The sequence below is a fragment of the Camelimonas lactis genome (assembly GCF_004342915.1).
In the GTDB taxonomy this organism is placed as follows: domain Bacteria; phylum Pseudomonadota; class Alphaproteobacteria; order Rhizobiales; family Beijerinckiaceae; genus Camelimonas; species Camelimonas lactis.
In genome coordinates this window covers 70,224-96,774 of record NZ_SLWL01000011.1, presented here as the reverse complement: position 1 = coordinate 96,774, position 26,551 = coordinate 70,224, and the positions used below count along the sequence as shown (strand labels likewise).

Genomic DNA, 26,551 nt, shown 5'->3' with positions numbered 1-26,551 from the left:
GGATCGCCATCCGGGCGACGGGAGACGGCAACTCGCGCGTCCCATGTTGATCGCGATGCAACACCAGCGGCCGAATGTGCGCAAGTCGCCATATGTGAGTTGTTTCACCTGCGTCATGGCGGCACGGTCGCGCAAGGTTCGGGCTCTAGCCGCGCGTCGTCTGTGGTCGCTGCGATCATCCTGCGCGCCCGCCCGCATATATGTCAGTTGAACAGGGAATGCAGACCATGAGGAACACCCGCCAGCCCGCGCATCGGCGCTTCCGCATTCGCGCCGCGCTGCTTGCCGGGTGCGTCATGCTCGCGTCTTCTGGCGCCGCCATGGCCGGAGGCTTCGCCCTGCGCGAACAGAGCGCCGCTGGTCTTGGCCTGTCCTTCGCCGGCGTCGCCGCCGGCGGCGGCGGCCTGTCCGCCGGTTACTGGAACCCGGCGATCATCACCGGCTTCGGTGGTTTTACGACCGCGAGCAGCTACACCGCCATCGCGCCCTACGCCAACATCACCGCTGACCCGGCCACGCCGACCTGGGCGCTTGGCCCTGGCCGCGACATCGGCCTCAGCGGCGTGCTGGCGTCTTCCGTCGCCGCCTACCAGATCAACGATCGGGTCTGGATCGGCGTGTCGGCGGGCGCGCCTTTCGGCCTGTCCACCAAATCGGACTACACCTGGTCCGGCCAGGTTTATGGCCGCACCTCGCGGGTGCTCGGCATGTCGGTGTCGCCGATGATCGCCGTCAAGGCCACCGACTGGTTGAGCCTCGGCGTTGGCGTCACCGCCCAGTACATGGACGTGCGCCTGACCCAGGCCGCCGGCGTCGCCCCGGCGGCCACCGGCGTGGCGCTGGATGCGGATGGCTGGGGCGTCGGTTACATGCTGGGCGCCACCATCACGCCCGGGCCCAACACCACCATCGGCATCGGCTTCCGCTCGGCCGTCCACCAGGACGTCACGGGCAGCGCCACCGGCCCCTTCATTCCCGGCGCCGGTCCGCTCAGCCTGAAGGCGAAGGCGCCGCTTAACACGCCGGAAGTCCTGACCGTCGGCGTGCGCCAGAAGCTCAATGAGCAATGGACGGTCCTGGCGGGCTTCGAATGGACCAACTGGAGCCGGCTTGGCTACGTGCCGGTGCGCATCAATGGCGTCGTCTCCGAAGCGCTGCCCTTCGCCTACAAGGACGGCTACATGGCCTCGGCCGGCGTTGAATATGCGTGGTCGCCGCAACTCACCCTGCGGGCCGGCCTCGGTTACGAATGGTCGCCGGTCAGCAACCGCGTGCGCGACGTGCGCCTGCCGGATACCAACCGCCTGTCCGCGTCCGTCGGCCTCGGCTGGCGCCTGAACGACGCGCTGAGCCTCGACGTGTCCTACGCCCACCTGTTCGGCGAACCGGCGTCGATCCGTATCGTTCCCGGCCACCCGCAATACGTCGGCCTGCCGTGGGTCGGTTCGGCGAAGGCGCATGTTGATATCGTTTCGCTGGGCGTCAATTACCGCTTCGGCACGCCGGCCAGTATTTTCTGACGCGGCAGGTTCTGATACGGCAGGCGTCGGACGCGTCAGGCGCGGTCCTCATGATCATTACCCGGACGCCCGGCGGCCTGACCGCCGGGCTTTTCTGTTTCAGGCGGTTTTTCCAACCCGTCGCCGTCACTGCGACCTGGGCGATCGTGGCGCGTTCCCATTGTCCCGATAACGCACTATTGTGCGGTTGAAACGCCATGCGTGCAGATACACATTATTGACCAGGGCCAGGGAACCTGGCCGGCGCGCCGGGCATGATGCAAGGAACAGACGATGACTGCTGCGATCGTGGGTTGGGCGCACACGCCCTTTGGCAAGTTCGACACCGAGACGGTTGAGAGTCTGGTGGTGCGCGTGGCCCGCGAGGCGATGGAGCACGCCGGCGTCGGCCCGAAGGACATCGACGAAATCTATCTCGGTCACTTCAACGCCGGTTTCTCGGAGCAGGACTTCACCGCCTCGCTGGTGCTCCAGGCCGACGACAATCTGCGTTTCAAGCCGACCGTGCGCGTTGAGAACGCCTGCGGCACCGGCTCGGCCGCCGTGCACCAGGCGGTGAAGGCCATTCAGGCGAAAGCCGGCAAGATCGTGCTCGTCGTCGGCGTCGAGCAGATGACCACCACGCCTGGGCCCCAGGTCGGCAAGAACCTGCTGCGCGCCTCCTACCTGAAGGAAGACGGCGAGACCAAGGCCGGTTTCGCCGGCGTGTTCGGCAAGATCGCCCACGCCTATTTCGAGCGTCACGGCGAGCAGTTCGACGCCCTGGCCCAGATCGCGGCGAAGAATCACAAGAACGGCGTCGACAATCCCTATGCGCAGATGCGCAAGGATTTCGGTTTCGACTTCTGCCGTAACGAGAGCGAGAAAAACCCCTACGTCGCCGGCCCGCTGAAGCGCACCGACTGCTCGCTGGTTTCCGATGGCGCCGCCGCCGTGATCATTGCCGATGGCGAGACCGCCCGCACCATGAAGCGCGCCGTCGGCTTCCGCGGCATGGCCCATGTGCAGGACTTCCTGCCCATGTCGAAACGCGACATCCTCAAGTTTGAAGGCTGCACCGAGGCGTGGCGCCGGGCGCTCGATCAGGCCAGCCTGAAAATCGACGACCTGTCGCTGGTTGAAACCCACGACTGCTTCACCATCGCCGAGCTGATCGAATATGAAGCGATGGGCCTGACGCCGGAAGGTCAGGGCAAGCGCGCCCTTGACGAGGGCTGGGTCTACAAGGACGGCAAGCTGCCGGTGAACCCCTCGGGCGGCCTGAAGGCCAAGGGCCATCCGGTCGGCGCCACCGGCGTCTCCATGCACGCGCTTTGCGCCATGCAGCTTACCGGCGAAGCTGGCGGCATCCAGATCCCCGGCGCCACCACCGCCGGTATCTTCAACATGGGCGGCGCCGCCGTCGCCAACTACGTGAGCGTGCTCGAGCGCCAGCGCTGAAGACGGAGCAGCCGGCAAGCGTCCGTTCAGGGCGCGCCGGCTGGTCTGGCCCCTGTGGCCTGCGTCCGGTTGGGGCGGCGCGCCCGCGCGTGTTGCGGGTGTCGACGTCTCCTGCGCCAGCGCCGGTCAAAACAGCTGATGCCCCGGAACCCGTCCGGGGCATCAGCTGTTTCCGGGGGACATGCCGGCGTCGTTCCGCGGTTGGCGAAATCGCCGGCGCGTGCGAAGAGCGGTCCGCGGAAGCAGGGGCGTGGCGCTGACCCGTGGCGCCACGGCCCGGGCGATCGCCAGCAATCGAACAGAGACGGATGGCGCATGAGCGGAACTGACGGACAGATCGCAAACCAGACCCCTGCGAAGCCGCCCATGGCGCCATGGAAGATTTATGTCATCGCCATCGCGCCGGTGCTGCTGACCCTGGTGCTTGGCCAGATCGCCACGTTTCCCAATCTGGAGCCCTGGTACGCGGGTCTGCGCAAGCCGCATTTCAATCCGCCGAACGCCGTGTTCGGGCCGGTGTGGACGCTGCTGTACGCCCTGATGGCCTTCGCCATCTGGCGCGTGCTGAACCTGCCGAAGGAGACGGTGGGCAAGGGCCTCGGCGTGACGCTGTTCTACATCCAGCTGGCGCTCAACGCCGCGTGGTCGTGGCTGTTCTTTGGCGCCCACAGCCCGCTGCTCGGGCTGGTGAATATCGTCATCCAGCTGTTTTTCATTGTCCTGACAGTGTCGGTGTTCCGCCGCCTCGACAGGGTCGCCGCGCTCTGCATGGTTCCGCTGCTTGGCTGGGTGGCTTTCGCGACGCTGCTGAACTTCTCCATCTGGAAGCTCAACGGCTGATCCGGCCGGTTCCCGGCGCCAGCCATGTAAACGCCTGGCATGCAAACGCCCGCCATGGGGCGGGCGTGGAGGGCGCGCGATGCTGCTCCCGCGTCAGCTCTCGATGACGCCGACGTAGGGCAGTTCACGGCAACTGTGCGCCACGTCCATGCCATACCCGACCACGAACACATCCGGGCAGTGAAAGCCCACCAGGTCCGGCGTGACGTTCACGGCGCGTTTCGTTGGCTTCTCCAGCAGCACGCAGCACTTCACGCTGCGGGCGCCGCGGGCCACCAGCAGATCCTTGGCGTAGGCGAGGGTGCGGCCTGATTCGAGAATATCATCGACCAGCAGCACGTCGCGCCCCTTCACGCTGCTTTCCAGGTCGCGCAGCATGGTTACCTGGCCCGATGAACTGACGCCGGCGCCATAGCTCGACAGTTGCAGGAACTCCACCTGCGGCGTGAGGCCGACCGCGTGCAGCTCGCGCAGCAGATCGGCCGCGAACATGAACGAGCCCTTGAGCACCGGGGCCACCAGCAGGTTGACCGGTTTTGACGCGGCGACCTCCGCGGCGATCTCACGATTGCGGGCCGCGATCGTCGCCGCGTCGAACAGCACGCGGATGCGCGTTTCCGCCGGAATAACCATTCATTTCTCCTTCCAGATCGCGCCGGATCACGCGCCGCGGTCAGGCGGCGGATCATCATCCTGCGCGATCCCCACGTGGGGTCGCCGGCGGGCCGGGGCGCCTTTCAGCCAGAAAGCTGATGCGCCAGTCCCCGGACGGCGCGCGCCCGGGCGGCGCGAGCCAGCGGCAATCACCATCGCGCCGGCCTGACAGTCGCGGCGGCGGCGGTGATTCGCGGCCACGCCGCACATGCACCTATCTTTGTGTCGGCGCGGCGACAGGGCAATGGCGCCGCGCGCCGCGGCGGCATGTGGAATACGGGGGCGGGCGCATCGGCGCTGGACATTTCCCCAATCTGAACACAATCCTGCCCCCACTGCTTGTGGCGCGCCAGCCCGCCGCGCCTGCGGTTACCCCTTTCCGATGCTTCAGGAAGGCGGACGCCTTGCGCGCCCGCCGGCCAACCGTCAGAATCGCGCCCTGTCCAGGCCGGCGCTCCGCCCGCCCTGCCTGCCCCTCAAGCCGGAACCGACATGAAAAGCCAGAATGCAGGGCGTGACGATGCAAGGCATGAGGGTCGCGCGCACACGTCTTCCGCTTCGTCTGGCGCCGCCCAGGCCAGCGCTGGTCAGGCTGGCGCCGCCCGCCAGGCCAGCGCCGCCGCGCGCCAGGCCGCCGTCGTGCATTTCGAGAATGTGGGCCTGCGCTACGGCATGGGACCGGAAGTGCTGCGCGACCTGACCTTCTCCATCGAGCCGGGCTCGTTCCAGTTCCTCACCGGCCCGTCTGGCGCCGGCAAGACCACGCTGATGCGCCTGATCCTGCTGGCGCTGAAGCCGACGCGCGGCTTTATCAGCGTTTTCGGCCAGGACGTGTCGCACATCTCCGGCGAGGCCCTGACCGGCCTGCGCCGCCGCATGGGCGTGGTGTTTCAGGATTTTCGCCTGCTCGACCACCTGACCACCTATGAGAACGTCGCCCTGCCGCTGCGGGTGCAGGGGCGGGAGGAGGCGACCTATCGCTCCGAGGTGGTGGAGCTGCTGCGCTGGGTCGGGCTTGGCGAGCGCATGCACGTGCTGCCGCCCGTGTTGTCTGGCGGTGAGAAGCAGCGCGCCGCCATTGCCCGGGCCCTGATCGTCCGGCCGGAGATGTTGCTGGCCGACGAGCCGACGGGCAATGTCGATCCTGGCCTCGGCCGGCGTCTGCTGCGACTGTTCATCGAGCTGAACCGCCTCGGCACTTCGGTGCTGATCGCCACGCACGATCTGCAACTGATGGATCAGGTGGATGCGCGCCGGCTGGTGCTCGGGGAAGGGCGGCTGCACATCTATGACTGATCACCGGATTTTCCATCGCGCGCGGGTTGTGGCCGGCGACGCTGGCGCCAGGTTCAGCTATCGGGCGGAGCGGACCTGACATGGACGACAAGCGTTCCACAACCCTGCGCAATCCGCCTCCGGCAACCCCGCCGGCGTCGTCGCGCGACCCTGCTCCCGTCGCCCTGAGTCGTGGTCAGGCGCTGGTTCCGGCCGGGTCCATCGCCGGCCGGGCCCTGGTGACGGTCATCGCCATTCTCACTTTTCTCGCCGCCCTCACGGCCTGCGCCGCCGTGCTGCTGGCTCGCGCCTCGGCAGACTGGCGCGCCGACGTGGCGCGTGAAATGACCATCCAGGTGCGTCCGGTGGCGCAGCGCAATATCGAGGCCGACGTGGACAGGGCCGCGGCGATCGCCCGGGCGGCCCCTGGCGTCGCCAGCGTGCGGGTGTTTTCCCGTCGCGAGGCCGAGCGGTTGCTGGAGCCGTGGCTTGGCGGCTCGCTCGGTTTCGCCGAATTGCCGGTGCCGCGCCTCATCGTGCTGCGCCTCTCCGGCGACGTGAAGCCGGACCTGCCGGCGCTGCGCAAGGCCCTGCAGGAGGTTCCCACCGCCAGTCTCGATGATCACCAGGCCTGGATATCGCGCCTGGCCACGATGGCGGGCACGGTGGTGATCATTGGCGTGGTGCTGGTGGTGCTGGTGCTGGTCGCGGCGGCGCTGGCGGTGGCGTTCGCCACGCGCGGCGCCATGGACGGCAACCGCGAGATTGTCGAGGTGCTGCACTTCGTCGGCGCCAACGACAGCTACATCGCCCGCCAGTTCCAGTCCCGCTTCCTGTGGCTTGGCCTGAAAGGCGGCCTCGTCGGCGGCGTCGCCGCCCTTGCCCTCGTGGCGGCGCTTGGCGTCGCGGCCGGCGTCTGGCGGGCTGGCGCCGGCGGCGATCAGCTCGAAGCGCTGTTCGGCGCCTTTGAAGTTGGCTGGCAGGGTTACGCAGCGGTGCTGGCAATTGCAGGCATTGTCGCGGCAGTGACGGCGATCATGTCGCGCATCACAGTCACGCGGCATCTGCGTGAACTTGAGTGATATTGTCTGTAATATGACAAGCGATTGATTTAAAAATACCATTATTAACAATAAATTAACCAATTTGCCTTCACGCTGCCGCATTCTCGGTCATACTGGTTCGTGTGATGATGCTCATGCGATGGACAGCAGGGCCGACGTATGCCGGGGGGTGGCCAGTGCGCACGTCCGGGTTACGGTCGGCCATGGCGACGCGGCGAATCCGACAGATGTTTGGCTTCGCGGTGAAGGCTGCGGCTGGCCTGTTCGCGGTCGGCGTCCTGGCGGTGATGGCCGGGTTCTTCCTGTTCCTTTCCGCCGTTCCGCGTTCGGGCGCGCCGCTGCTGGCCCCGGCTGACGGCATCGTCGTGCTTACCGGCGGCGCGCAGCGGGTGGATGGCGCGGTGGCGTTGCTGGCCGGCGGCCACGCCCGTCGTCTGCTGGTTTCCGGCGTCTATGCGCGCACCACGCGCGCCCGGCTCGCGAGCCAGAACCCGGAGGCGGCGAAGCTGTTCAACTGTTGCGTTGATCTGGATTACCGGGCCCGCAACACCATCGGCAACGCCATCGAGACGCGCCGCTGGGCGCGCGAGCACGACTTCCGCACGCTGATTGTCGTCACCAGCAACTATCACATGCCGCGCGCCCTCGTGGAAATGCGCAGCATCCTCTCCGACTATGAACTGAAGCCTTATGCCGTCGTCACCGGTTCGGTCGATCCCGATACATGGTGGCGCAGCCCGGCGTCAGCGCGCCTGCTGCTGGCGGAATATGGCAAATATCTCGTGGCGCTGGTGCGCACCCGCCTGGAAAGCGATCCCGAATACGCGCCCATGTCCCTGATGGCCGGCGGCCGCAAACCGCTGTTCTCCGGCGCCTGGTTCGCCGACCGTTCCACCGGCGGTTGACTGGCGCGCGCTGGCGTGGAAAGCCGGCGACAGCACGCCCCCGCGACGCCGCATCCCTCCGGTCCCGTCTGACCTGATCCGGCCGTCCGCGCGACACGGAAAGCCGCCGCCCCATGCAGACATTCCGCGCCGTCCTGTTCCTCACCCTGTTCTACATCAACACCGCCATCTGGACCGTGGCGGTGCTGCCGTTCGCGTTGATGGGGCGGGATGTGTTCATGAAGGTCATTCGCGCCTGGGTGCGCTGCACGCTGCTGCTGCTGCGCCTGACTGCCGGCGTGAAAGTGGAGTTCCGCAACACCGGACTGGCGCCGCGCGGCGCGCTGCTGGTGGCCTCCAAGCACCAGTCGGCGCTGGAAACCCTGGCGCTGATGCTGGTGTTTGAGCGGCCGGTGTTCATCCTGAAGAAATCGCTGACCCGCATTCCGATCTTCGGCTGGTACATCACCCGTATGGGCCATATCGGCGTCGACCGCGCGGCGGGCGCTTCGGCCTTGCGCGCCATGATGCACGAGGCGAAGGAAGCGATCGCCGGCGGCTCCCAGATCATCATCTTCCCCGAGGGAACCCGTCGCGCGCCGGGGGCGGAGCCGGACTACAAGCCCGGCGTCATCCAGATGTACCGCCAGCTCGGCGCGACCTGCCTGCCGGTGGCGCTCAACACCGGCCTGTTCTGGCCGCGTCGCAGCCTGGCCTTCCGGCCGGGCGTCGCGGTCATCGAGGTGCTGCCGCCGTTGCCGGCCGACCTGCCCCGCGCGGAGATTATCCCGGCCCTGATCGCCGCCATTGAACCGCCCAGCGACCGGCTGCTGGTCGAGGGACGACGGGTCTGACCGGCGCGCCGCCGCCCGTCATGCAAACGCCCGCGCGTGGGTGATTCGCACGGATGATTCGCGCCCTTCCGGGCGGGCGCGCCTGTCCGCAACCGGCGGCAGCGCCGGCCCCCATGACCCGCGCATGATTGATTTAAAACACTAATTCATCCTGTAACGTCTGACCTGATGTGGCGCTTGACCCGGAGAATGATTTGTTCTCTTTTTGTTCAAGTTAACCATGTTTTGGGGAAGGCGCGTCATGGCCTCCGTCATCCGTTTCCCGGTTACGCGCAATCGCCCGTCGCCGCCTTTTCGGGGGCAGATCCGGGGGGAATGCGGTTCCGGGACATGGTCGTCGCTCCGGTCCTCGCTGCCGGGTCCCGCGTCAGCCCGCGCCGGCGAGACGCGGCGAATCGCTGACATCGCCCCGGCCGCGGCCAGCGCCGCCCGCGAGGACGCGCTTGCCCTTGATCTTGGATCAGGCGGCGCCGACGCCGGCGACGGCCTTGGCGACCATTTCCGCGCCTGGCTCGGCCGTTCAGGCCGGCGTTACATCGTCTCGGAGCACGCGCTCGACGGAGCCGATCCCGCCTGTGAATACGACGGCGCCCTGCTGTTCGCGGTCAAACGTGACGCGGGCGGCTGCTCCGTGCTGCTGGAAGGGCGCGACAGCGGCGAGGCTGGCGCCGCCGGCGGCAACGGGCGCTGGGTCGCCGCCATGCGCCAGCGGGGCGCCACGGAGCTGCACGTGCATCTGCTGGCGCGCGACGCCGCCGCCCGCCAGCGCACATTGCTGGATCTGACCGCCTGAGGCAGGGCGGCGTGGCGGCTGCGCCGCCAGCGCCCCGGCGTCACTCCGGGTAGTCCATGCCCGCCCCGCCGGGGGTGTATCCCGCGCGTCAAAACTCCTGGTCGAGCCGGTTGACGACCTGGGTGAGCCATGGGTCGTGGACGCCCATTTCGACCAGATGGCTCTGGGTGTTCCGCACGTAGTCGGGATTGTAGCCTGAAACGCCGCGGCCGCGCCGCACGATGGCGACGACTGCGTCCACGTCGAGCCTGCCGGCGTATTGTTCATGCCGGCGGTCCACCACATAGACCAGCGCCGGCACGGTCTGGCCATTGTCGAGGGTGGCGGCGGCGCTGCGCTCCAGATAAACGCCGGTCACCTGCTCGCGTTCGCGCAGATAGGCGATGGTGTCGGCCCGCTTTCCAGCGGCGACCCGAAACGCGGCGCCACGGCACGAGCCGCCCCGGTCCAGTCCCATGACCAGCCCCGGCTCCTGCGGCGTGCCGCGATGGTGGAATGAGTAAACGCAGAGCGCGCGGTGATAGCCGCGCACCAGGCCGGCGCGCCGCTCGATATAGTCAAAGCCGGGCCGCCACATCAGCGAACCGTAGCCGAATACCCACAAATCCTCAGAAGCTTCTGTCATGACGTCCCGCCCCGCCGGGAAAGTGAAGAGTGAGCGCGCCGCGCCCGCCGGAACCTGCGCCAGGCGGGTCAGGCCGGCCGCAAGAAGGGTCTGGCGAGGCCAGACCGCCCTGCGCCCTCAGGCGCCGAAGCGCGAGCGCTCCCGGCCGGTCTGGTTCGCTGGAAGGACGCAATATTGCTGATTTGACGCATTCTCTCCGCGAACCACGCCATCGCTTCTCACAAAAGCCCCTGACGTGGAAAATCCGGGGGCGTTCATACGGGTTTTGCTTCGCGATATAAAGCGGGAGCCGCGCCGCCGATCCAGAGGACCCGTCTGTCGTCCGGCGCCCATGTCCGCAGCCCCGGCCGGTGCGCAACGATCCTGCGGTTCGCGTCCCGGCCCTCATGCGGGCAGGGCTAAGGGGGCAGGGAAAGGGGGGAGGACAAGGCGGGAAAGGCAAGAAAGCGGGGGGCTGACAGGGCAGGACGGCGCGCGCCGCCTGACGGCCGTCGGTCCTGGTGCAGGAGAACACGCAGCCCCATGCCCGTGTCGTGGCGCACGGTTGCAGGGCCCGTCTTCCGGGTTCGTCCAGTCCGGAAGACCGGGGCAGGGGCTCCCGCCCTGGCGCCTGGCGGACGTTCTGGTATTGATATGGCGCGCCGGCGTTGGCGCGGGGCGCCGGATTTGCAATCCGGCGTCGCCAGGATTTCGCCGCCGCCGCGGCGCAAACTCCGGTCAGCCTCGGCCGGGCGTTTGTCCTGTCCTTCGGTTTCATGCAGTTTCAGCGGCGGCGGACGGCGCCGCGCCAGCAAATCGCTTCAGGGAGAATCGCGTGAGCGAACAACCCGTATCACCAGCGCCCCGCCGTGTGGCCCGCTGGGCGCTTTATCTGCCCTACATCCTGTTGCTGGTGCTGGCGGCCGGCGTTTCGGCCTTCTGGTTCATCGCCCGGGACCGGGTCGATGACGCGGTGGACGCCTGGCTGACGACGGAAGCGGGGCGCGGCCGCCAGTGGACCTGCCCGGATCGCGCCCTGTCCGGCTTCCCCCTGCGGTTCGAGATTTCCTGCACCCGTCCCACTTTCGATGGCCGGCTTGGCGACGGCCGCCGCGTTCAGGGGGAGATGGCCAGTTTCAGGGCTGTCGCGCAGATTTATGATCCGAACCTCGTGGTGCTGGATTTCACCGGACCGGTGACGGTGCGTGAGGAGGGGCGTCCCGAAACGTTGCGCCTCGGTTGGGAGGGCTTTTCCCTCAGCGTCCGCCGGACGGCGAACGCCTTCTCCCGCATGTCGGCTTACATGAAGAAACCGGTGCTGGCCGCCCTCGACAGCAATGGCGGCGAAACCCTGCTCGGCCGGGCCGAGGCTTGGGAAGCGCACGTGCGACCCGACCCCGCCGCCGCCGGCGACCGCGAGATGTGGGATGTGGCTTCGCAACTGGTGAAGGCGACGTCGCCGGTGGCGGACGCCCTGCTGGGTAATCCGGCGCCCGCCAACGTCGAATTGCAGGCCGGACTCGACCATGCCGGGGTTTTTGTGAAAGGCGCGGGGCCCGCCCAGATCGACGCCTGGCGCGCCGCTGGCGGCCGGCTGAAGGTGGCGCTGCTGAAGCTGACGCGCGGTGACCAGATTATCGAAGCGCGCGGCGAACTGGGCGTTGATGACCTGCGCCGCCTGTCGGGTCAGCTGGACGTGAAGGCCGCCGGCGTTTCTGAACTGCTGGCGCGCCTCACGGGCCGGCGCGGCGGCATGGGCGGCCTGCTGGCGGGCGGTCTGGCCATGCTCGGCGGCGGCCAGGGCGCGCAACGGCAGGGCGACGCGGCGGACGGCCAGCCGCCGGCGCCGCCATTGACGCCGATGCCGCCGCTGGTCTTCGCCGAGGGCCGGCTGATGATCGGCCCGTTCCCGGTGATGCGCCTGCCGCCGCTGTACTGACGGCCAGTGAAAGAAAAATGGCCCGGCGGGACATCGCCGGGCCGATCAGGAACAGCTTGCCGCTTCCCCCATCTACTTCGCGCGCCCACCTCGCGCGTTCCACCGGCCGGCTGGCCAGCACGGCGCCATGTCAGGCCGTCGCGTCATCCTCGTGGCGGCGGCCGAAGTCCGGCTCGGCGGTTTCCTGACCGCTGTCGATGATGCCGCGCCGGATGGCGCGCGTGCGGGTGAACAGCTCGAACAGCGCGTCGCCGTCGCCCCAGCGGATCGCCCGGGCGAGCGCGGCCAGGTCCTCGTTGAAGCGCCCGATCATCTCCAGCACGGCGTCCTTGTTGTTCAGGAAGATGTCGCGCCACATGGTCGGGTCGGAGGCGGCGATGCGGGTGAAGTCGCGAAAGCCGCCGGCGGAGAACTTGATTACTTCCGAGCGCGTCACCTGCTCCAGGTCGGCGGCGGTGCCGACGATGTTGTAGGCGATCAGGTGCGGCAGGTGACTGGTGACCGCGAGCACCAGATCGTGCCGTTCGGCGCTCATGGTCTCCACATTGGCGCCCATGCCGGCCCAGAAGGCGCATAGGGCGTCCACCGCCTGCTGGCTGGCGCCCTCGGGCGGCGTGACGATGCACCAGCGGTTATGGAACAGGGTGGCGAAACCGGCCTCCGGGCCGGAGTTCTCGGTACCGGCCACCGGGTGCGCCGGGATCAGATGCACGCCGCCCGGCAGATGCGGCGCGAGCTGCGCCATGACGGCGCCCTTGACCGATCCCACGTCCGACACGATCGCCCCGGGCTTCAGGGCGCCGGCGATGGCCGCGCCCACCTGACCCATGGCGCCCACCGGCACGCACAGGATCACCAGGTCCGCGTCCGCGACCGCTGTGGCGGCGTCGGTTCCGCACGCATCGCCAAGGCCGAGCCGGCTGGCGGTGGCCACCGCCTCCGGGCTGGCGTCAGCGATGGCGATCGCGCCGGCGAGGCCATGCTGGCGCGCCGCCCGCGCGATCGAGGAGCCGATGAGGCCGATGCCGATGATCGCCAGCCGGTTGACCACGGACGCCTTGGCCACGGACGCCCCTGCGTTTGCTGCTGCTGTTGCGTCCACGAGGTGGCTGCCCATGTCGCTCATGTCACCGCTTCAGAAAGTCGCGCAGCGCGTCGATGACGAGACGGTTGGCTTCTTCCGAACCAATGGTCATGCGCAGGGCGTCGGGCAGGCCGTAGGACGCCACGGCGCGCAGCACCAGGCCGCGCTTCAGCAGGAATGCATCAGCGTCGCGCGCCGTCCCGCCGGGCGTGTCCGGAAAATGGATCAGCACGAAATTGCCGACGCTGGGGGTGACGTCGAGGCCGAGCGCCCGCACCTGTTCGGTCACCCAGGCCAGCCAGGTCAGGTTGTGCTCGGCCGCGCGCGCCTCGTGCGCCGGATCTTCCATGGCGGCGACGCCGGCGGCGATCGCCGGAGCGCTGACATTGAAGGGACCGCGCACCCGGTTCAGCGCGTCGATCACCTCCGCCGGGCCGAAGGCCCAGCCGATGCGCAGCCCGGCCAGACCATGGATCTTGGAGAAGGTGCGCGTCATCAGCACGTTGGGCAGGCTGGCCGCCATCTCCAGGCCCGAGCTGTAGTCATTCGCGCGGACATATTCGGTGTAGGCGGCGTCGATCACCAGCAGCACGTGCGGCGGCAGGCCGGCGCGCAGCCGAGCCATTTCGTCATGCGGAATATAGGTGCCGGTGGGATTGTTCGGATTGGCGACGAACACCACTTTCGTCCGCTCCGTCACGGCGGCGAGCAGGGCGTCGACATCGGTGGTGTAATCCCGCTCCGGCGCGACCACCGGCGTTCCGCCGGCAGCGGTGATGGCGATCTTGTAGACAAGGAAGCCGTGCTGGCTGAACAGGCCTTCGTCGCCCGGGCCGATATAGGTGTGGGCGATCAGGTTCAGCAGCTCATCGGAGCCGGCGCCGCAGATGATGCGGTTGGCGTCGAGGCCATAGCGGGCGCCGATGGCGGCGCGCAGGCGCGTCGCGGCGCCGTCGGGATAGGCTTCCAGATGGTCCGCGGCGTTCCGGTAAGCTGCGATGGCGTGGGGGCTGGGACCCAGCGGCGTTTCGTTGGACGAGAGCTTGTAGACTTTCGCGACGCCGGGGGCTTCGCTGCGGCCCGGGACATAGGGGGCGATCGACAGCACGCCGGGGCGCGGAACAGGGCGGGCCTCTGAATTGGCCATCAGCTTGAACTCCAGTTGGACGCGGGCAGCTATAGAGCAGATCGGCGAAAAGTGGGAACCACTTTTCGGAAAAGATCGCCCCCCGGGCGTCCGTCCGCCCCGGCGCCGCGCCGCCCATGCGCCATCCCGTCCAGACGGCTATCCCGCCCGGCGCCGTTTCGCCCATGCGCCATTTCGCCCATGCGCCGTCTCGCGCCGACCTGGGCGCAAGGATCACGGGCGCCCTGGCGTCGTCGGGCTCACGTCATGCGGAAGCGGTCGGCGTGGCTGCCCACTTCGACCAGCGCCGCGCGGCCGGCGGCCTGGGGCAGGGCGGCGGCCATTGCGTCGGGAGCCAGCGCGCCAGGCGCGGCGATCAGCAGCGACAGCCCCCCGGAAGCGCCGGCGCTGCCGATGACCTCGGCGCCCACGCCGGCCAGCGCGGCGGCGGCGTTCTCCGGCCAGCGCTCCACCCTGGCGGCGTAGAGGATGGTTTCGCGCACCGCCGCATCGGCCAGCGGCTTGGACACCACGAACACCGGCGTGCCGGCGGGATGGTCCGGCCGCTCGATGAACGGCAGGCGGGCAATGATTTTTGGCGCCGCGGCGTCGGTCAGCGCATCCCACCAGGCGAGGGAGCTGACGCCGCTGTCGGCGCGGAAAATCCCCACATCGCCGGCGGAGCGTCCCACCGCCGCGATCACGTCGGCGGCGCTGCCATGGGGCAGGTACGGCACGGTGAAGCCGAAATGGAACCGGGCGCTGTCGCGCATCGGGCCGTCGCCGGAGCTGATGTCCGCATGCACGTTGAACGGCGCCTGCATCCAGGTGAACGTGGCGATGATCACCCGCCAGATGCCCTCGGCGGTGTCGAGCGGCAGTGAGCCGGTATGGCGGCGGGCGATGGCCTGCATCATCGAGGCTTCGCGGCCCGGGCGGAAGGCTGAGCCCGACGCCTGGGTGCTTTTGACCGTGATCAGCTCGTCGATGATCTGGCTACGTTCGATCAGCAGCGCGTGCATCTCCGCGTCGATGCGGTCGATTTCACCGCGCAGGTCGGCAAGGCGGGCGGCGGCTTCCGCGCTGATCGGCTGGGACATGGAGACTTTCCTGCTGCGCAACGTTGGCAAAAACGGATGCTGCTTTTGCGTGGAAGTTGCGTGAAATCAGATTGTTATGGCATTTTCCGGCGCTGCGCGACGGCTGGCGGCGCATGGAAAACGCGAGACATCGGAAACAGGGCGCATGCGCGGCCCCGGACAGAACGGGCGCGCCCCAGGCGGATATGGAAGCGCGCCGCGCGGGTTCCGGCGGACGGACCGGCGCGCGCTTCCGGACGGGGACAACTAGTTCAAATCCCGGGGCGCCGCGTCAAGTCCGATGGCGTCGGGTCGGCGGATATTTTGGGGGCGGCCGCCATTGGGGACAGGTCAGGTTTTGACGTCGCGCCGCCCGGTCCCTTATTGACGGCATGGCGGGCGCCGCCCGCAGTTCTGGATGATGGAGAGGAGACATGGCGTCGTCGCACATGCGTGACACGGACGATGGCGGAGCAACTTTGCGTGAACTTGACCTGCGTGGACTGAAATGCCCGCTGCCGGTGCTCTACGCCCGGCGGGAGCTGGCCGGCATGGCGCCAGGGGCGCGCCTGCGCGTGCGCTGCACCGATCCCATGGCGGCGATCGACATTCCCCACATGGTGCATGAAGCCGGCCACCGGCTCGCGGGTTCGGTTCACAGCGGGCCGTTGCTGACCTTTGATATTGTCCGGGGCGATGACGCCCCGCCCCTGGGATAATCAGGGCGGGATACGGGCCGGGCTTGCCCCCGCGCCCGCCTGCGGATTGCTGACGTTGGCGCCGCCCCTGCGCGCTCGGACGACGAATTCGCGTTCAAAACACCGCGGGGGCAGTTGGCTCCGGCCTTTGGCGTCCGTATGCTTTCCGCGCCTGGAGCCGAACGATGCGCGTTACCCTGTCGCCCACGGTGCGAACCTTTGGGGCCACCCGCCCGGATACCCCTCAGGAGCCTGGCCCAGGTCCGGCGCCAATCTCCAACGACCTGCCCGGCGATTTCCCCGACGCCGCGCTCCCGGCGCCGCCGGATGGTCTGGATGAAGCCGCGCCATCGTCGCGCGACGCTGGCGGCGAGGCGCTCGATCCCGCCCTCCAGGCCTGGCTCCAGCCGCTCGCCGCCTCCGCTGGCGCGCCGCCGCCCGACCTGTTCGGCGCCCTGGCGATGACCTCCGTTTCCGGCGCGACGGATGTATTCGCGGATCGTGACGAGCTGGCGGGCCTGGCGCGGGCGGCCCTGTCCGCTGCCCCGCCAGCGCCACCGGCCTCATCCAGCGGTTTGCGCATGGCGATCGAGGCGATCGGCGCGGGCGTGTCCGATCCGTATGGCGATGGTCGGGTGCAGCTCCGCTTCGATCCCAAATTCGCCAATTGCGATCCGGTCATCATCGCCCTCGACCAGGAGCAGGCGCTGGATCTGATGCGCCGCCTCGTGGCGTGGGCCGAAGGCGCGGAGCGCGGAGCCGGCGCCGGACCGTCCGATGCGTCTTTCTGATCCGCGTCTCCAGGCGTTGCTGGCGATTGCCTGCGCGGTGGTTCCGCTGCTGTTCTCGTTCTGGTTGCGCGGAGCGATCGTCGGGTTGCCGCTGGTGATGTTTTTCGCTGGCGTGGCCATCGCCACCACGTTCGCGGGCCATATCGCCGGGATTTTCGTGCTGGCGGTCTCGGTCGTCGCAGCGGTGATGGCCATGCGGGCGCCGCCGCTGAACTTCACGCTCGGTCTTTCGCCGAACGGTCTGGTGTTCATCGGCGGCTACGTTGCTTCGGGCCTTGTCGTTTATCTGCTGGCCGCCCGGCAGGCGGCGCGCGCGGCGTGGGCCGCCCGGCAGGCCCGGCGCGCGGCGGCGCTGTCCAGCGCCCTCAGCCGCTGGCTCGGTCGCAACGCGCGGCTCGCGGCCGGCCTGATGCGGACGCTGGACGACGTGGACCTGGAGCTTCTGGCGGGCGTGGCGCGCGATCGCATGTTGATGACCGCCCGGGTCGAGCGGCTGATGCGCGACCGGGTGGTGCTGGAGGGGGCTGACCTGTCCAGCGTCATGACCGACCTGTGCGCGGAGATCATCCGCGCGGAGCGCCGCCCGGATTTGCGCGGAGAGATCACCATCGCGCCGATGGAGCTGGATCACGAAGATTTCGTCCGGTTGTGCCTCGTGCTTGCCGACCTGCTGTTCCTTGCCCTGCGGGAAGAGCCGTCGTCCCGGGAGCCGCTAAGGATCAGCCTGGCCGTGGAGGAGAATGAGGCGGTGCTGGCGCTGACATGGCTGCGGAGCGATGCGCCGTCCCGTGCGGCGAACGCCCATAACGTCATGACGGAGCGGGTGGCCGGCCGCGTGGCGCGAAGCCTGGGCGGCGCCCTGTACTGGAGCGCCCGCGAGCCGGGACCCGCGTCGTCGGCGCTGCGCTTCCCGGTCCGCTCCAGGCGCGGATCGCCCGGCTAAGCCAGGCCGGCGCGGCGCCTTTCATGTCGCGACCCGCCGTAACCGTCCGCCCGTCCTGGCGGCATTGCCCAGTGACCTTTCCCCTTTTGCGGCCTTTCCCCTTTGCGGCCGCGCCGCGCCGCTTTCTGGTCATCACGGCGTCGGGCGGTCTGGTCAGATGCTTTCCCGCTGATCGCCTTGCCCGCGCCATTTTGAATTGCGTTCACCCGGTTTTACCCGTTTCAAAACCTGCGCGAGGCAATGCGTCAGGTTGACCGCCCCCGGCGATTTTTGCACCGGCGGACCCATATTCCCTTGCAGAGGCCGGATTGCGGACGCGCCGGTGTCCAGAATCGGAGGTGCGTCATGAACAGGCTGTTGCTGGGGTCTCCGGCGCAACGGCTGCGTCTGGCCTCGGGCCTTGTCCTGTTCGCGTTCGCGGGAACGCACTTCCTCAATGTCGCGCTAGGGCTGGTCAGCCTTGACGCCATGGAGCAGGTTCGCGCCGCCCGGACCGCGGTGACCCGCTCGCTCCCCGGCTCCCTCATTCTGGGGCTCGCGCTGACGACCCACGTGGTTCTCGCGCTGGCGCGCGTCGGCGGCAAGCGCACGTTCCGCTTGCGCGGATGGGAGTGGGCGCAGCTGCTTTCCGGCTTCGCCATCCCCTTTCTGCTCATTCCCCATATCGTCAATACCCGCGTCGCCTTCTCGGTCCTCGGCGTCAATGACAACTATGCCTATGAACTGGCGCGGCTGTGGCCGGGCGCGGCGGTTCCCCAGTCGCTGCTGCTGTTGCTGGTCTGGGCCCATGGCTGCCTCGGCCTGCACATGTGGTTGCGCGAGGCGCGCTGGTACGCCCGCTGGGCGCCCTGGCTGCTGTCCGGCGCCGTGCTGGCGCCCGCGCTGGCCCTTGCCGGCTTCGTGGCCGAGGGGCGCCGCCTTGACGTGGAGCTGGCTGACCCGGCGGCCATGGAAGCGCTGAAGCAGACTGTTCGCTGGCCATCGGCGGCGGGGGAGGCGGCCCTGGCCGACTGGCGTGATCTGGGTCAGCGGGCGTTCTATGGCGTGGCGGCGCTGGTTCTGGCCCTCGCCGCCGGCCGGCTCGCGGCCTCGCGCATCGCCCGGCGCACGGTGAGCATCCAGTATCTCGACGGCCCGACGGTCCAGGGCGCGCGCGGCGGCACCATTCTCGAGATTGGCCGCGCCAATGGCGTTCCGCATCTGGCGGTTTGCGGCGGGCGGGCCCGCTGCTCCACCTGCCGGGTGCGGGTGATCCGGGGGCTGGACGAGATGTCGCCGGTGGGCGAGGCCGAGCGCAAGACCCTGCTGTCCATCGGCGCCGACGCCGACGTGCGCCTCGCCTGCCAGGCGCAGCCGCGCGGCGTCGTGGTGGTGCAGCCGCTGCTGTCGCCCGGGCGGGGCAAGGCGCGGCAGGCCCACGCCGCCTGGGCTGCCGACAGCCTGGAGGCCGGCGGCGTTGAGCGCCGCTTCACCGTGCTGTTCGCCGACATTCGCGGCTTTACCAGGCTGAGCGAGTCCAAACTGCCTTACGACACCGTGTTCATCCTGAACCGGGTGTTCCAGTTGATGGGGGTGGCGATCGAGCAGGCCGGGGGCCGCATCGAGAAATACATGGGCGACGGGCTGCTCGCCCTGTTTCCCGAGAGCGGCGACGCCATCGCCGGTGCGACGCGGGCGCTGCTGGCGGCGCGGGACATTGATCTGGCGCTGGACCAGCTCAATCGCGAGCTGGCGGCGGAGCTCGATGATCCGCTAAATGTGGCGATGGGCGTCCACACCGGCCCGCTGGTGGTGGGGCGCATTGGCTGGGGAGACAGCGCCGCCATCACGGTGATCGGCCCAACGGTCAATGTCGCCAGCCGCATCGAATCAATCGCCAAGCAGGAGAACGTGCAACTGGCCTTCTCGGCCGCGACCGCCCAGGCCGCCGGCGTCGACGGCGCCGCCGCGAAGCGCCAGTTTCGCGATTTTCCCGTGAAAGGCGTGGCGACGCCGGTCGCCGTGGCCCTGGCCCGCCGCGCGCGCGACGTGCGCCTGATCCAGCCGCCCGGGCAGGAGCCGCTGGCCGCCGCCGCCATGACAGGGCGCCGGAGCTGGCGCGATCGTTTGCGCGGTCGCCCCGACGCCTAGCATGGGAGCCATCTGGATGGATTTGTTCCGTCGATCCGCGTTGCGGGCTGGACGGACGGGCGAATTGGCGCAATGAAACCGCCATGACCGAGCCTCATCCTTCCGCCGCCCCGGACCGGACAGAAGCGCCAGCCGCAGCGCGTGGCGGCGCGGCGCGCCTGCTCGACCGCGTGCGCCCGCGCCCGGGTTCCGGCGCGGACGCGGCGTGGCGGCGCGACCGGCTGCCGCTGTTGATGGGCGTGCTCAATGTCACGCCGGATTCGTTTTCCGACGGCGGCCGCTTCAACGCCCCGCAAACGGCGGCGGAACACGCCTGCGCCATGGCCCGCGATGGCGCAGATATCATCGACATCGGCGGCGAATCCACCCGGCCCGGCCATGCGCCGACCCCGGCGGACGAGGAAATTGCCCGGGTTGTCCCGGCCATCCGCGCCGCCGCCGCCGCGATGGCTGACGCGGCGCTGCCGGTGGCGATCTCCATCGATACCTGGAAGGCGCCGGTCGCCAGCGCTTCGCTGGCGGCGGGGGCGAATATCGTCAACGACATCTGGGGCTTGCAGCGCGATCCCGACATTGCCCGGGTCGCGGCGGAGCACGACGCCGGCGTCGTTATCATGCACAATGCCGACGCGCCCGAACCCGACGCCGACGTGATGGACCTGTTCCGGCGTTTCTTCGACCGTTCGCTGGCCATCGCCGCCCGGGCGGGCGTGCGCGACGATCGCATCGTGCTGGATATCGGCTTCGGCTTTGGCGCTGCGCGCGCCCAGCATCTGCACGCCATCCGCCGGCTTCCCGAACTCCGCGCCGCTTACGGCCTGCCCGTGCTGGTCGGCGTCTCGCGCAAATCGACCATCGGCCTGCTGACCGGTCGCGAGGTGGCGGACCGGCTTGCCGGCTCGCTTGCCGGCCACACCCTGGCCCTGGCCTTCGGCGCCGACGTGATCCGCGTGCATGACGTCGCCGCCCACCGCGACGCCCTGCGCATTGTCCAGGGGGTGATGGCGCCGGAGCTGGCGCTCGCCGCCGCCATGGAGCGGGGCGAGTGAGCCGGGAAGACGGGCAGGGGAAGCGGCCGGAGGCGGCTCCCACGCGCGCCTTCCTCGGGCTCGGCGGCAATCTTGGCGACGTGGCGGCGCGGTTCGCCGCCGCCATCGCCCTGCTGGGTGCGGCGGAGGGCGTGGAAGTCCGCCGGCGCTCGGCGCTGTGGCGCACGCCGCCCTGGGGCGACCCCGACCAGCCGCCGTTTCTGAACGCCTGCCTGGAAATCACCACGACGCTGCCGCCGCTGGCGCTGCTGCGCCTGTGCCTTGATGTCGAACGGCGACTGGGCCGCGACCGTCAGGCGCCGGACGCCCGGCGCTGGGGGCCGCGCCCCATCGACATTGACCTGCTCGCCATGGCTGGCGTGACCCTGGACACGCCGGAGCTGATCCTGCCGCATCCCCGCCTCGGCGAGCGGGCGTTCGCGCTGGCGCCGCTGGTGGAGCTGGCGCCGGACCTGGAGGTCGAGGTGCGCGAGGGGGAGCGGGTGCAGCCCATGCCGGCGCGACAGGCGCTGGCGCGCCTGTCGATGCAGGGCCTGGAGCGGCTGGAAGACTGAGGCGTTTTCCCCGCGTTTTCCCCGCGCCTTCCCCTCGGGCCGGCGCCCGCCCTGCGTCGGGGCCAGCGCGCCCATATCAGTGGGCGCAATTCCGTTCGGGATGAACGGAATTGCGCCAGGGGCTTACGGCCAGCGCACCGTGGGCGGCATCGACGACAGGATCGAGGCGATATTGCCGCCTGTCTTCAGCCCGAACACCGTGCCGCGGTCATAGAGCAGGTTGAATTCGACGTAGCGGCCGCGCCGCACCTGCTGCTCCAGCCGCTCGTCCTCACGCCATGGCTTGCCCATGTTGGCGCGAACGATGGCCGGATAGATGTCGAGAAACGCCTCGCCGACGCTGCGGGTAAAGGCCATGTCCGCGTCGAAATCGTCGTTCCAGACATAGTCGTAGAAGATGCCGCCGATACCGCGCATCTCATTGCGGTGCTTCAGGAAAAAGTACTCGTCGCACCAGTCCCTGTAACGGGGGTAGTCCGCGTGCGGATGTCCGTCGCAGGCGGCGCGCATGGCCGCGTGGAACGCCTGCGCGTCGGGGTCGTCCTGGCCGCGCCGGGCGTCGAGCATCGGCGTCAGATCGGCGCCGCCGCCGAACCACGGCTTCGCGGTGACCACGAAGCGCGTGTTCATGTGCACCGTCGGAACCTGGGGGTGCCAGGGATGGGCGATGAGAGAGATGCCGGCGGCCCAGAAGCCGGGATGGGTGTCCGTGCCCGGGATCTGGCCGCGGAACTCCGGCGCGAATTCGCCATGCACCGTCGAGACATGCACGCCCGCCTTCTCGAACACCCGGCCGCGCAGCAGGCCCATGGTTCCCCCGCCGCCAGGCGCGCCGGTGTGATCGGTGCGCGTCCACGGCGTGCGCTCGAAACGCCCTGGCCTGTCGCGAACCTCTGGCGGCATGTCCCGCGCCCAGGATTCGGAAGGCATGTCGCCCGCCGCGTCCTCAAGCTTCTCGAAAGCCGCGAAAATCCGTTCCTGAAGCCCGGCGAACCAGGCGGCGGCGCGCTCCTTGTAACCATCGAGGGTCGCCTCAGGGGGCAACCGGGCCGGCTTGCCTGCGGGATTGGTCACGTCGCTTCTCCATATCCGGCGTATCCGTAACGCCAGTATTTATCTGACGCGATCAGCGCCGTCGCGCCATGGGAGAAATTGACCAGGGGGCCCGGGCTATCCGGCGGCGGCGCGCGGCCAACCGCCAGTCTGGCGCAGCGCCTCGGCGGCGAAAATGGCGGCGGCCATGCCGACGTTGAGCGAGCGCATGCCGTTGGCGAGGGGGATGTGCACCGCCGCGTCCGCCGCCGCATGCACGTAGTCTGGCGCGCCGGCGCTCTCCCGCCCCAGCACCAGCGTGTCGTCTGGCGCGAAATGGAAGTGGGGCAGGGCGATGGAGCCTTTGGTGGTGGCCAGCACCAGCCGGCCGCCGCGCGCCGCGTGCGCCTCCTGGAAGGCGCGCCAGGAGGCGTGGCGATCAATGCGCACGTTATCCAGATAATCCATGCCAGCGCGACGGAAGTGCCGGTCGGTGACCGGAAAACCGGCGGGCTCGATGATATCCACCGCCATGTCGAGGCAGGCGCTGAGGCGCAGGATTGCGCCCGTGTTCTGTGGAATGTCCGGTTGAAACAGCGCAAGCCGCATGGCTGCCTTCCTCGAATGATCGTTGGGGCCGGCGCGCTGGCGCGGGGATCGCTCCCGCCCGTCAGGAGTCCTTAGCTGAGTCCTGGGCTGAGTTAGCGGCCGGGTTTTGCGGCGCGCATGATGTAGCGGCGGGCGGGGGAAAGCGATGCGGTTGTTGTCGTCGCCGGCCTTGGCGCGGGGCGCGCCAGGCCGCGCCCTTCAATCCGTCCTGGCCGTCCCGGGGAGTCGGGGGGGCTCGCACATGTCATGCCTGATTCACTTTAAACGAGGAAAAAGTCACGTCGCCAGCGTCACCGGCCGACGTTTTCCCGCGCCTGGCGGCGTCGGGACGCGCTTTTTCGTCACCGTCAGGTGGCGCGGAATGACGCATGTGGTTTTTTGTTGACGGCGCCCCCGAGTGTGGCGGAAACACGGCGTTATCAAGGAAGTGGTCACGTGCAATCTTTCTGCCTCCGCCTGTGAGCAACGGACGGCGCAGGGCCAGCTTCCGCGCCAGCGCTTGGCAGCGGCAGGCTGCCTGTGCTGGTATGGACACCACTTTTGAAGCATGCCAAAGAGCCGCATGGCGACTCCCATCGTCGCGCGCAATTTCTGGCGTGGGTGTTTCGCGTGATATCGGCGCCGTCCGGTCCGGCGCACCGCGCCCGGTGCAGCGGGACGCGCCGATGTCGCCGGGCGCCGTCCACTTTTGTAGGAGCCGATTGTGGCCGAGACCGTACCATCCGCCGAGCCGACCCGGCGTGACTTCCTCCTGATCGCCACCGGAGCTGTCGGCGCTGTCGGCGCCGCCGCCGTCGCGTGGCCATTCATCGCGCAGATGCAGCCGGACGCCGCCACCATCGCCGCCGGCGCGCCGGTGGAGGTTGACCTGACGCCGGTGGCGGAAGGCCAGATCCTCAAGCTGTTCTGGCGCGGCAAGCTGATCTTCGTCCGCCACCGCACCAAGGCCGAGATCGAGTCCGCCGCCAAGGTGGACGTCGCCTCGCTTCGCGATCCGCAGCCTGACTCGGCGCGCGTCAAGGAGGGGCACGCCCAGTGGCTGGTGGTGTACGGCAACTGCACCCACCTCGGCTGCGTGCCGCTGGGTCACCAGGGCGCCTATGAGGGCTGGTTCTGCCCATGCCACGGTTCGGTGTTCGACACCTCCGGCCGCATTCGCCAGGGGCCGGCGCCGACCAATCTGCCGATTCCGCCCTACACATTCGTCTCCGATTCGAAGATCACGATCGGCTGAGGCGCAACGACCATTTCTGGAGCAGGCGACCATTATGGAAGGCCATTCTGTTTACGTCCCCAAGAGCGGCTTCACGAAGTGGCTCGAGGCCCGGCTGCCGATTATCAGCCTCACACACTCGTCGGCGGTCGCCTATCCGGTTCCGCGCAACCTGAACTATTTCTGGACCTTCGGCGCCATCCTCACGATGATGCTGGTGGTGCAGATCGTCACCGGCGTCGTGCTGGCCATGCACTATGTGCCTAACGCCAAGCTGGCGTTCGCATCGGTCGAAGCGATCATGCGCGACGTCAATTTCGGCTGGCTGCTGCGTTACATGCACGCCAACGGCGCCTCGATGTTCTTCATCGCGGTCTACATCCACATCTTCCGCGGCATGTATTACGGCTCCTACAAGGCGCCGCGCGAAGTGCTGTGGATCCTTGGCGTGATCATCTTCCTGCTGATGATGGCCACCGCCTTCATGGGTTACGTGCTGCCGTGGGGCCAGATGTCGTTCTGGGGCGCCACCGTCATCACCAACCTGTTCTCGGCCTTTGACGAGATCATTCCTGGCGTCGGCACCTGGATCGTCACCCTGCTGTGGGGTGGGTTCGCGGTGGACAATCCGACCCTGAACCGCTTCTTCGCGCTGCACTACCTGCTGCCGTTCATGCTGGCGGGCGTCGTCGGCCTGCACATCTGGGCGCTGCATCACGTGGGCCAGAACAATCCGACCGGCGTGGAAGTGAAGAACATCTGCAAGGACACCGTGCCGTTCACCCCCTATGCGACCGTCAAGGACGCCGTGGGCGTGGTGTTCTTCCTCATCCTCTTCGCCTGGTTCCTGTTCTACATCCCGAATTTCATGGGCCACGCCGACAACTACATCGAGGCCAACCCTTCGGTGACGCCGGCCCACATCGTTCCGGAGTGGTACTTCCTGCCGTTCTACGCCATCCTGCGCGCCATCCCCTCCAAGCTTGGCGGCGTGCTGGCCATGTTCTCGGCGGTGCTGATCCTCGCGTTCCTGCCCTGGCTGGACACGTCGAAGGTGCGTTCGGGCAACTACCGTCCGGTGTTCCGGGTGTTCTTCTGGCTGTTCGTCGCCGCCTGCGTTGTGCTGGGCTGGCTCGGCGCCAAGCCGGCCGAGGGCGGCTACACCCTGGCGGCGCAGATCCTGACCGTGTTCTACTTCTCTTACTTCCTCATCATCCTGCCGCTGCTCGGCCTGTTTGAGACGCCGCGCCAGTTGCCCGGCTCGATCGCCGAGGCGGTGCTCGCCAAAAAGGCGAAGCGCGCCGCGCCGGCTGATGCGTCGGTCAATGGCTGAGCCGTGAAGGGGAATCGTCAAATGAAGCTTACGAAACTCCTGACCGCCGGCGTGTTCACGGTGGTTCTGGGCGCCCTGTCGGCGCCGGCGCAGGCCTCCGAGGCCGGCCCGACGCCGCCGTCCGTGAACTGGTCGTTCTCCGGCCCCTTCGGCAAGTTTGATCCGCAGCAGCTGCAGCGCGGTTTCAAGGTGTATCGCGAAGTCTGCGCCGCCTGCCATTCGCTGAAGTACGTCACGTTCCGCAATCTGGCCGAGCCGGGCGGGCCGCTGTTCACGGCAGGCCAGGTCAAGGCGCTGGCCGCCGAGTACAAGGTGCAGGACGGTCCCAACGACGCCGGCGAGATGTTCGAGCGTCCCGGCCGCCCGGCTGATCACTGGCCGAGCCCGTTCCCGAACGATAACGCCGCCGCCGCCGCCAATGGCGGCAAGGCGCCGCCGGACCTGTCGCTGATGGCCAAGGCGCGCACCTATGAGCGCGGCTTCCCTACCTTCGTGTTCGACATGTTCACCCAGTTCGCCGAGCAGGGGCCGGATTACATCCACGCCCTGCTGACGGGCTATGTGGAGAAGCCGAAGGATTTCAATCTTCCTGATGGCGGTACTTACAACAAGTATTTCCCCGGCCACGTCATCGCCATGCCGAAGCCGATCAACGACGGCCAGGTGGACTACAAGGGGCCGGATGGCAAGCCGCAGGCGCCGGAGACGGTCGACCAGTACGCCAAGGACGTCGCCGCCTTCCTGATGTGGACGGCCGAGCCGAAGATGGAGGCGCGCAAGGCGCTGGGCTTCAGGGCGATCATCTTCCTGATCCTGCTGGCTGGCCTTACCTACTTCGCCAAGAAGCGCATCTGGAAGAAGCTGCCGGATCCGGCCTGACCGGAAATGGCGCAACCGGCCAGGCGGCGACAGCCTGGTCCGGTCAGCATCGGATGACAGCGACGCCGGAAGACGGAAAGTCTTCCGGCGTTTGCTTTTTGCGGTCGCCGCCGCCAGTGGCCGCCGTCGCCCGGCTCATCCTGCCCCTGGCGGCTTCTGAACGG

At 68.5% G+C, this 26,551-nt stretch carries 25 protein-coding genes; 18 read left to right on the top strand and 7 right to left on the bottom strand.

The features are described 5' to 3' along the window. Positions 1–227 precede the first annotated feature (227 nt). From EV666_RS12795 to EV666_RS12785, 3 genes are all read left to right on the top strand, one after another. On the top strand, positions 228–1,520 hold the full coding sequence (locus tag EV666_RS12795) for an OmpP1/FadL family transporter (RefSeq protein WP_245514401.1): 1,293 nt from the start codon (positions 228–230) through the stop codon (positions 1,518–1,520). Positions 1,521–1,793: 273 nt separating this feature from the next. Further along, positions 1,794–2,960 (top strand): acetyl-CoA acetyltransferase, encoded by a 1,167-nt coding sequence (locus EV666_RS12790; protein WP_132008529.1) that lies wholly within the window; start codon positions 1,794–1,796, stop codon positions 2,958–2,960. A gap of 315 nt (positions 2,961–3,275) precedes the next feature. Then, positions 3,276–3,800 (top strand): TspO/MBR family protein, encoded by a 525-nt coding sequence (locus tag EV666_RS12785; RefSeq protein ID WP_245514400.1) that lies wholly within the window; start codon positions 3,276–3,278, stop codon positions 3,798–3,800. 93 nt (positions 3,801–3,893) lie between these two features. Here EV666_RS12785 and hpt read toward each other — a convergent pair whose 3' ends face one another. Beyond that, positions 3,894–4,433: a hypoxanthine phosphoribosyltransferase gene (gene hpt, locus EV666_RS12780; protein WP_132008527.1), complete on the bottom strand. Its 540-nt coding sequence runs from the start codon at positions 4,431–4,433 to the stop codon at positions 3,894–3,896. A 513-nt stretch (positions 4,434–4,946) separates the two neighbouring features. Between hpt and ftsE the strand changes: the two genes are divergently transcribed. The 5 genes from ftsE to EV666_RS12755 all read left to right on the top strand — a co-directional run bounded on the left by ftsE (position 4,947) and on the right by EV666_RS12755 (position 9,324). Continuing rightward, positions 4,947–5,750 (top strand): cell division ATP-binding protein FtsE, encoded by an 804-nt coding sequence (gene ftsE / locus EV666_RS12775; RefSeq protein WP_132008525.1) that lies wholly within the window; start codon positions 4,947–4,949, stop codon positions 5,748–5,750. Between the two features lie 80 nt (positions 5,751–5,830). Continuing rightward, the gene (locus EV666_RS12770) at positions 5,831–6,811 is read left to right on the top strand and encodes a cell division protein FtsX (RefSeq protein ID WP_245514399.1); all 981 of its coding nucleotides are present in this window, start codon (positions 5,831–5,833) and stop codon (positions 6,809–6,811) included. A gap of 185 nt (positions 6,812–6,996) precedes the next feature. After that, positions 6,997–7,698: a YdcF family protein gene (locus EV666_RS12765; protein ID WP_132008522.1), complete on the top strand. Its 702-nt coding sequence runs from the start codon at positions 6,997–6,999 to the stop codon at positions 7,696–7,698. Positions 7,699–7,811: 113 nt separating this feature from the next. After that, entirely contained in the window at positions 7,812–8,531 is a 720-nt protein-coding gene (locus EV666_RS12760) for a lysophospholipid acyltransferase family protein (protein ID WP_132008519.1), read from the top strand. A gap of 241 nt (positions 8,532–8,772) precedes the next feature. After that, positions 8,773–9,324: a hypothetical protein gene (locus EV666_RS12755; protein WP_132008516.1), complete on the top strand. Its 552-nt coding sequence runs from the start codon at positions 8,773–8,775 to the stop codon at positions 9,322–9,324. 88 nt (positions 9,325–9,412) lie between these two features. On the opposite strand, the gene EV666_RS12750 is transcribed toward EV666_RS12755, so the two are convergent. Next, positions 9,413–9,949 (bottom strand): gamma-glutamylcyclotransferase, encoded by a 537-nt coding sequence (locus tag EV666_RS12750; protein WP_132008513.1) that lies wholly within the window; start codon positions 9,947–9,949, stop codon positions 9,413–9,415. 814 nt (positions 9,950–10,763) lie between these two features. On the opposite strand from EV666_RS12750, the gene EV666_RS12745 reads away from it, so the two are divergent. Continuing rightward, entirely contained in the window at positions 10,764–11,867 is a 1,104-nt protein-coding gene (locus EV666_RS12745) for a DUF2125 domain-containing protein (RefSeq protein ID WP_165910012.1), read from the top strand. Between the two features lie 130 nt (positions 11,868–11,997). On the opposite strand, the gene EV666_RS12740 is transcribed toward EV666_RS12745, so the two are convergent. The 3 genes from EV666_RS12740 to EV666_RS12730 form a co-directional block, all read right to left on the bottom strand. Beyond that, complete coding sequence (locus EV666_RS12740; RefSeq protein WP_132008715.1) at positions 11,998–12,984, bottom strand: prephenate/arogenate dehydrogenase family protein; 987 nt, start codon at positions 12,982–12,984, stop codon at positions 11,998–12,000. 10 nt (positions 12,985–12,994) lie between these two features. After that, positions 12,995–14,098 carry a histidinol-phosphate transaminase gene (gene hisC / locus EV666_RS12735; protein ID WP_132008507.1) on the bottom strand — a complete coding sequence of 368 codons (1,104 nt, stop codon included), beginning with the start codon at positions 14,096–14,098 and terminating at the stop codon, positions 12,995–12,997. Positions 14,099–14,337: 239 nt separating this feature from the next. Beyond that, on the bottom strand, positions 14,338–15,177 hold the full coding sequence (locus EV666_RS12730; RefSeq protein WP_132008504.1) for a chorismate mutase: 840 nt from the start codon (positions 15,175–15,177) through the stop codon (positions 14,338–14,340). Positions 15,178–15,590: 413 nt separating this feature from the next. Here EV666_RS12730 and EV666_RS12725 point away from each other — a divergent pair, with 413 nt between their 5' ends. The 6 genes from EV666_RS12725 to folK all read left to right on the top strand — a co-directional run bounded on the left by EV666_RS12725 (position 15,591) and on the right by folK (position 21,321). After that, positions 15,591–15,875 carry a sulfurtransferase TusA family protein gene (locus EV666_RS12725; protein WP_245514398.1) on the top strand — a complete coding sequence of 95 codons (285 nt, stop codon included), beginning with the start codon at positions 15,591–15,593 and terminating at the stop codon, positions 15,873–15,875. Between the two features lie 164 nt (positions 15,876–16,039). Beyond that, a complete protein-coding gene (locus EV666_RS12720) occupies positions 16,040–16,645 on the top strand; it encodes a hypothetical protein (protein ID WP_132008501.1) in 606 nt (201 codons plus the stop codon). Beyond that, complete coding sequence (locus EV666_RS12715; protein WP_132008498.1) at positions 16,632–17,588, top strand: sensor histidine kinase family protein; 957 nt, start codon at positions 16,632–16,634, stop codon at positions 17,586–17,588. The genes EV666_RS12720 and EV666_RS12715 overlap by 14 nt, the downstream gene beginning before the upstream one ends. 345 nt (positions 17,589–17,933) lie before the next feature. Next, on the top strand, positions 17,934–19,718 hold the full coding sequence (locus EV666_RS12710) for an adenylate/guanylate cyclase domain-containing protein (RefSeq protein ID WP_165910011.1): 1,785 nt from the start codon (positions 17,934–17,936) through the stop codon (positions 19,716–19,718). 233 nt (positions 19,719–19,951) lie between these two features. Continuing rightward, positions 19,952–20,767, top strand: coding sequence for a dihydropteroate synthase (gene folP, locus EV666_RS12705; protein WP_245514412.1), 816 nt, complete (start codon positions 19,952–19,954; stop codon positions 20,765–20,767). Beyond that, the gene (gene folK / locus EV666_RS12700) at positions 20,764–21,321 is read left to right on the top strand and encodes a 2-amino-4-hydroxy-6-hydroxymethyldihydropteridine diphosphokinase (RefSeq protein WP_132008489.1); all 558 of its coding nucleotides are present in this window, start codon (positions 20,764–20,766) and stop codon (positions 21,319–21,321) included. The genes folP and folK overlap by 4 nt, the downstream gene beginning before the upstream one ends. A 123-nt stretch (positions 21,322–21,444) precedes the next feature. Here folK and hemF read toward each other — a convergent pair whose 3' ends face one another. Next, complete coding sequence (hemF, locus tag EV666_RS12695; protein WP_376885015.1) at positions 21,445–22,395, bottom strand: oxygen-dependent coproporphyrinogen oxidase; 951 nt, start codon at positions 22,393–22,395, stop codon at positions 21,445–21,447. Positions 22,396–22,491: 96 nt separating this feature from the next. Beyond that, a complete protein-coding gene (locus tag EV666_RS12690) occupies positions 22,492–22,962 on the bottom strand; it encodes a tRNA (cytidine(34)-2'-O)-methyltransferase (RefSeq protein ID WP_132008486.1) in 471 nt (156 codons plus the stop codon). Between the two features lie 703 nt (positions 22,963–23,665). On the opposite strand from EV666_RS12690, the gene petA reads away from it, so the two are divergent. The 3 genes from petA to EV666_RS12675 are packed head-to-tail and all read left to right on the top strand — an operon-like array spanning position 23,666 to position 26,387. Further along, the gene (petA, locus tag EV666_RS12685; protein WP_132008483.1) at positions 23,666–24,196 is read left to right on the top strand and encodes a ubiquinol-cytochrome c reductase iron-sulfur subunit; all 531 of its coding nucleotides are present in this window, start codon (positions 23,666–23,668) and stop codon (positions 24,194–24,196) included. Between the two features lie 34 nt (positions 24,197–24,230). After that, entirely contained in the window at positions 24,231–25,508 is a 1,278-nt protein-coding gene (locus EV666_RS12680) for a cytochrome b (RefSeq protein WP_132008480.1), read from the top strand. A gap of 21 nt (positions 25,509–25,529) precedes the next feature. Beyond that, positions 25,530–26,387, top strand: a complete 858-nt coding sequence (locus tag EV666_RS12675) for a cytochrome c1 (RefSeq protein WP_132008477.1) — start codon at positions 25,530–25,532, stop codon at positions 26,385–26,387. Positions 26,388–26,551 lie beyond the last annotated feature (164 nt).

Bases quoted from the DNA above. Each gene is read 5' to 3' on its own strand.
- EV666_RS12720 (WP_132008501.1), top strand. From the start codon at position 16,040: ATGCGCGTTACCCTGTCGCCCACGGTGCGAACCTTTGGGGCCACCCGC.
- ftsE (WP_132008525.1), top strand. From the start codon at position 4,947: ATGAAAAGCCAGAATGCAGGGCGTGACGATGCAAGGCATGAGGGTCGC.
- EV666_RS12715 (WP_132008498.1), top strand. From the start codon at position 16,632: ATGCGTCTTTCTGATCCGCGTCTCCAGGCGTTGCTGGCGATTGCCTGC.
- EV666_RS12740 (WP_132008715.1), bottom strand. From the start codon at position 12,984: ATGGGCAGCCACCTCGTGGACGCAACAGCAGCAGCAAACGCAGGGGCG.
- EV666_RS12730 (WP_132008504.1), bottom strand. From the start codon at position 15,177: ATGTCCCAGCCGATCAGCGCGGAAGCCGCCGCCCGCCTTGCCGACCTG.
- EV666_RS12710 (WP_165910011.1), top strand. From the start codon at position 17,934: ATGAACAGGCTGTTGCTGGGGTCTCCGGCGCAACGGCTGCGTCTGGCC.
- EV666_RS12760 (WP_132008519.1), top strand. From the start codon at position 7,812: ATGCAGACATTCCGCGCCGTCCTGTTCCTCACCCTGTTCTACATCAAC.
- EV666_RS12725 (WP_245514398.1), top strand. From the start codon at position 15,591: ATGGCGTCGTCGCACATGCGTGACACGGACGATGGCGGAGCAACTTTG.
- EV666_RS12690 (WP_132008486.1), bottom strand. From the start codon at position 22,962: ATGCGGCTTGCGCTGTTTCAACCGGACATTCCACAGAACACGGGCGCA.
- EV666_RS12765 (WP_132008522.1), top strand. From the start codon at position 6,997: ATGGCGACGCGGCGAATCCGACAGATGTTTGGCTTCGCGGTGAAGGCT.
- hpt (WP_132008527.1), bottom strand. From the start codon at position 4,433: ATGGTTATTCCGGCGGAAACGCGCATCCGCGTGCTGTTCGACGCGGCG.
- EV666_RS12770 (WP_245514399.1), top strand. From the start codon at position 5,831: ATGGACGACAAGCGTTCCACAACCCTGCGCAATCCGCCTCCGGCAACC.
- EV666_RS12790 (WP_132008529.1), top strand. From the start codon at position 1,794: ATGACTGCTGCGATCGTGGGTTGGGCGCACACGCCCTTTGGCAAGTTC.
- EV666_RS12755 (WP_132008516.1), top strand. From the start codon at position 8,773: ATGGCCTCCGTCATCCGTTTCCCGGTTACGCGCAATCGCCCGTCGCCG.
- folP (WP_245514412.1), top strand. From the start codon at position 19,952: ATGGGCGTGCTCAATGTCACGCCGGATTCGTTTTCCGACGGCGGCCGC.
- EV666_RS12785 (WP_245514400.1), top strand. From the start codon at position 3,276: ATGAGCGGAACTGACGGACAGATCGCAAACCAGACCCCTGCGAAGCCG.
- hisC (WP_132008507.1), bottom strand. From the start codon at position 14,098: ATGGCCAATTCAGAGGCCCGCCCTGTTCCGCGCCCCGGCGTGCTGTCG.
- EV666_RS12795 (WP_245514401.1), top strand. From the start codon at position 228: ATGAGGAACACCCGCCAGCCCGCGCATCGGCGCTTCCGCATTCGCGCC.
- EV666_RS12675 (WP_132008477.1), top strand. From the start codon at position 25,530: ATGAAGCTTACGAAACTCCTGACCGCCGGCGTGTTCACGGTGGTTCTG.
- EV666_RS12680 (WP_132008480.1), top strand. From the start codon at position 24,231: ATGGAAGGCCATTCTGTTTACGTCCCCAAGAGCGGCTTCACGAAGTGG.
- EV666_RS12750 (WP_132008513.1), bottom strand. From the start codon at position 9,949: ATGACAGAAGCTTCTGAGGATTTGTGGGTATTCGGCTACGGTTCGCTG.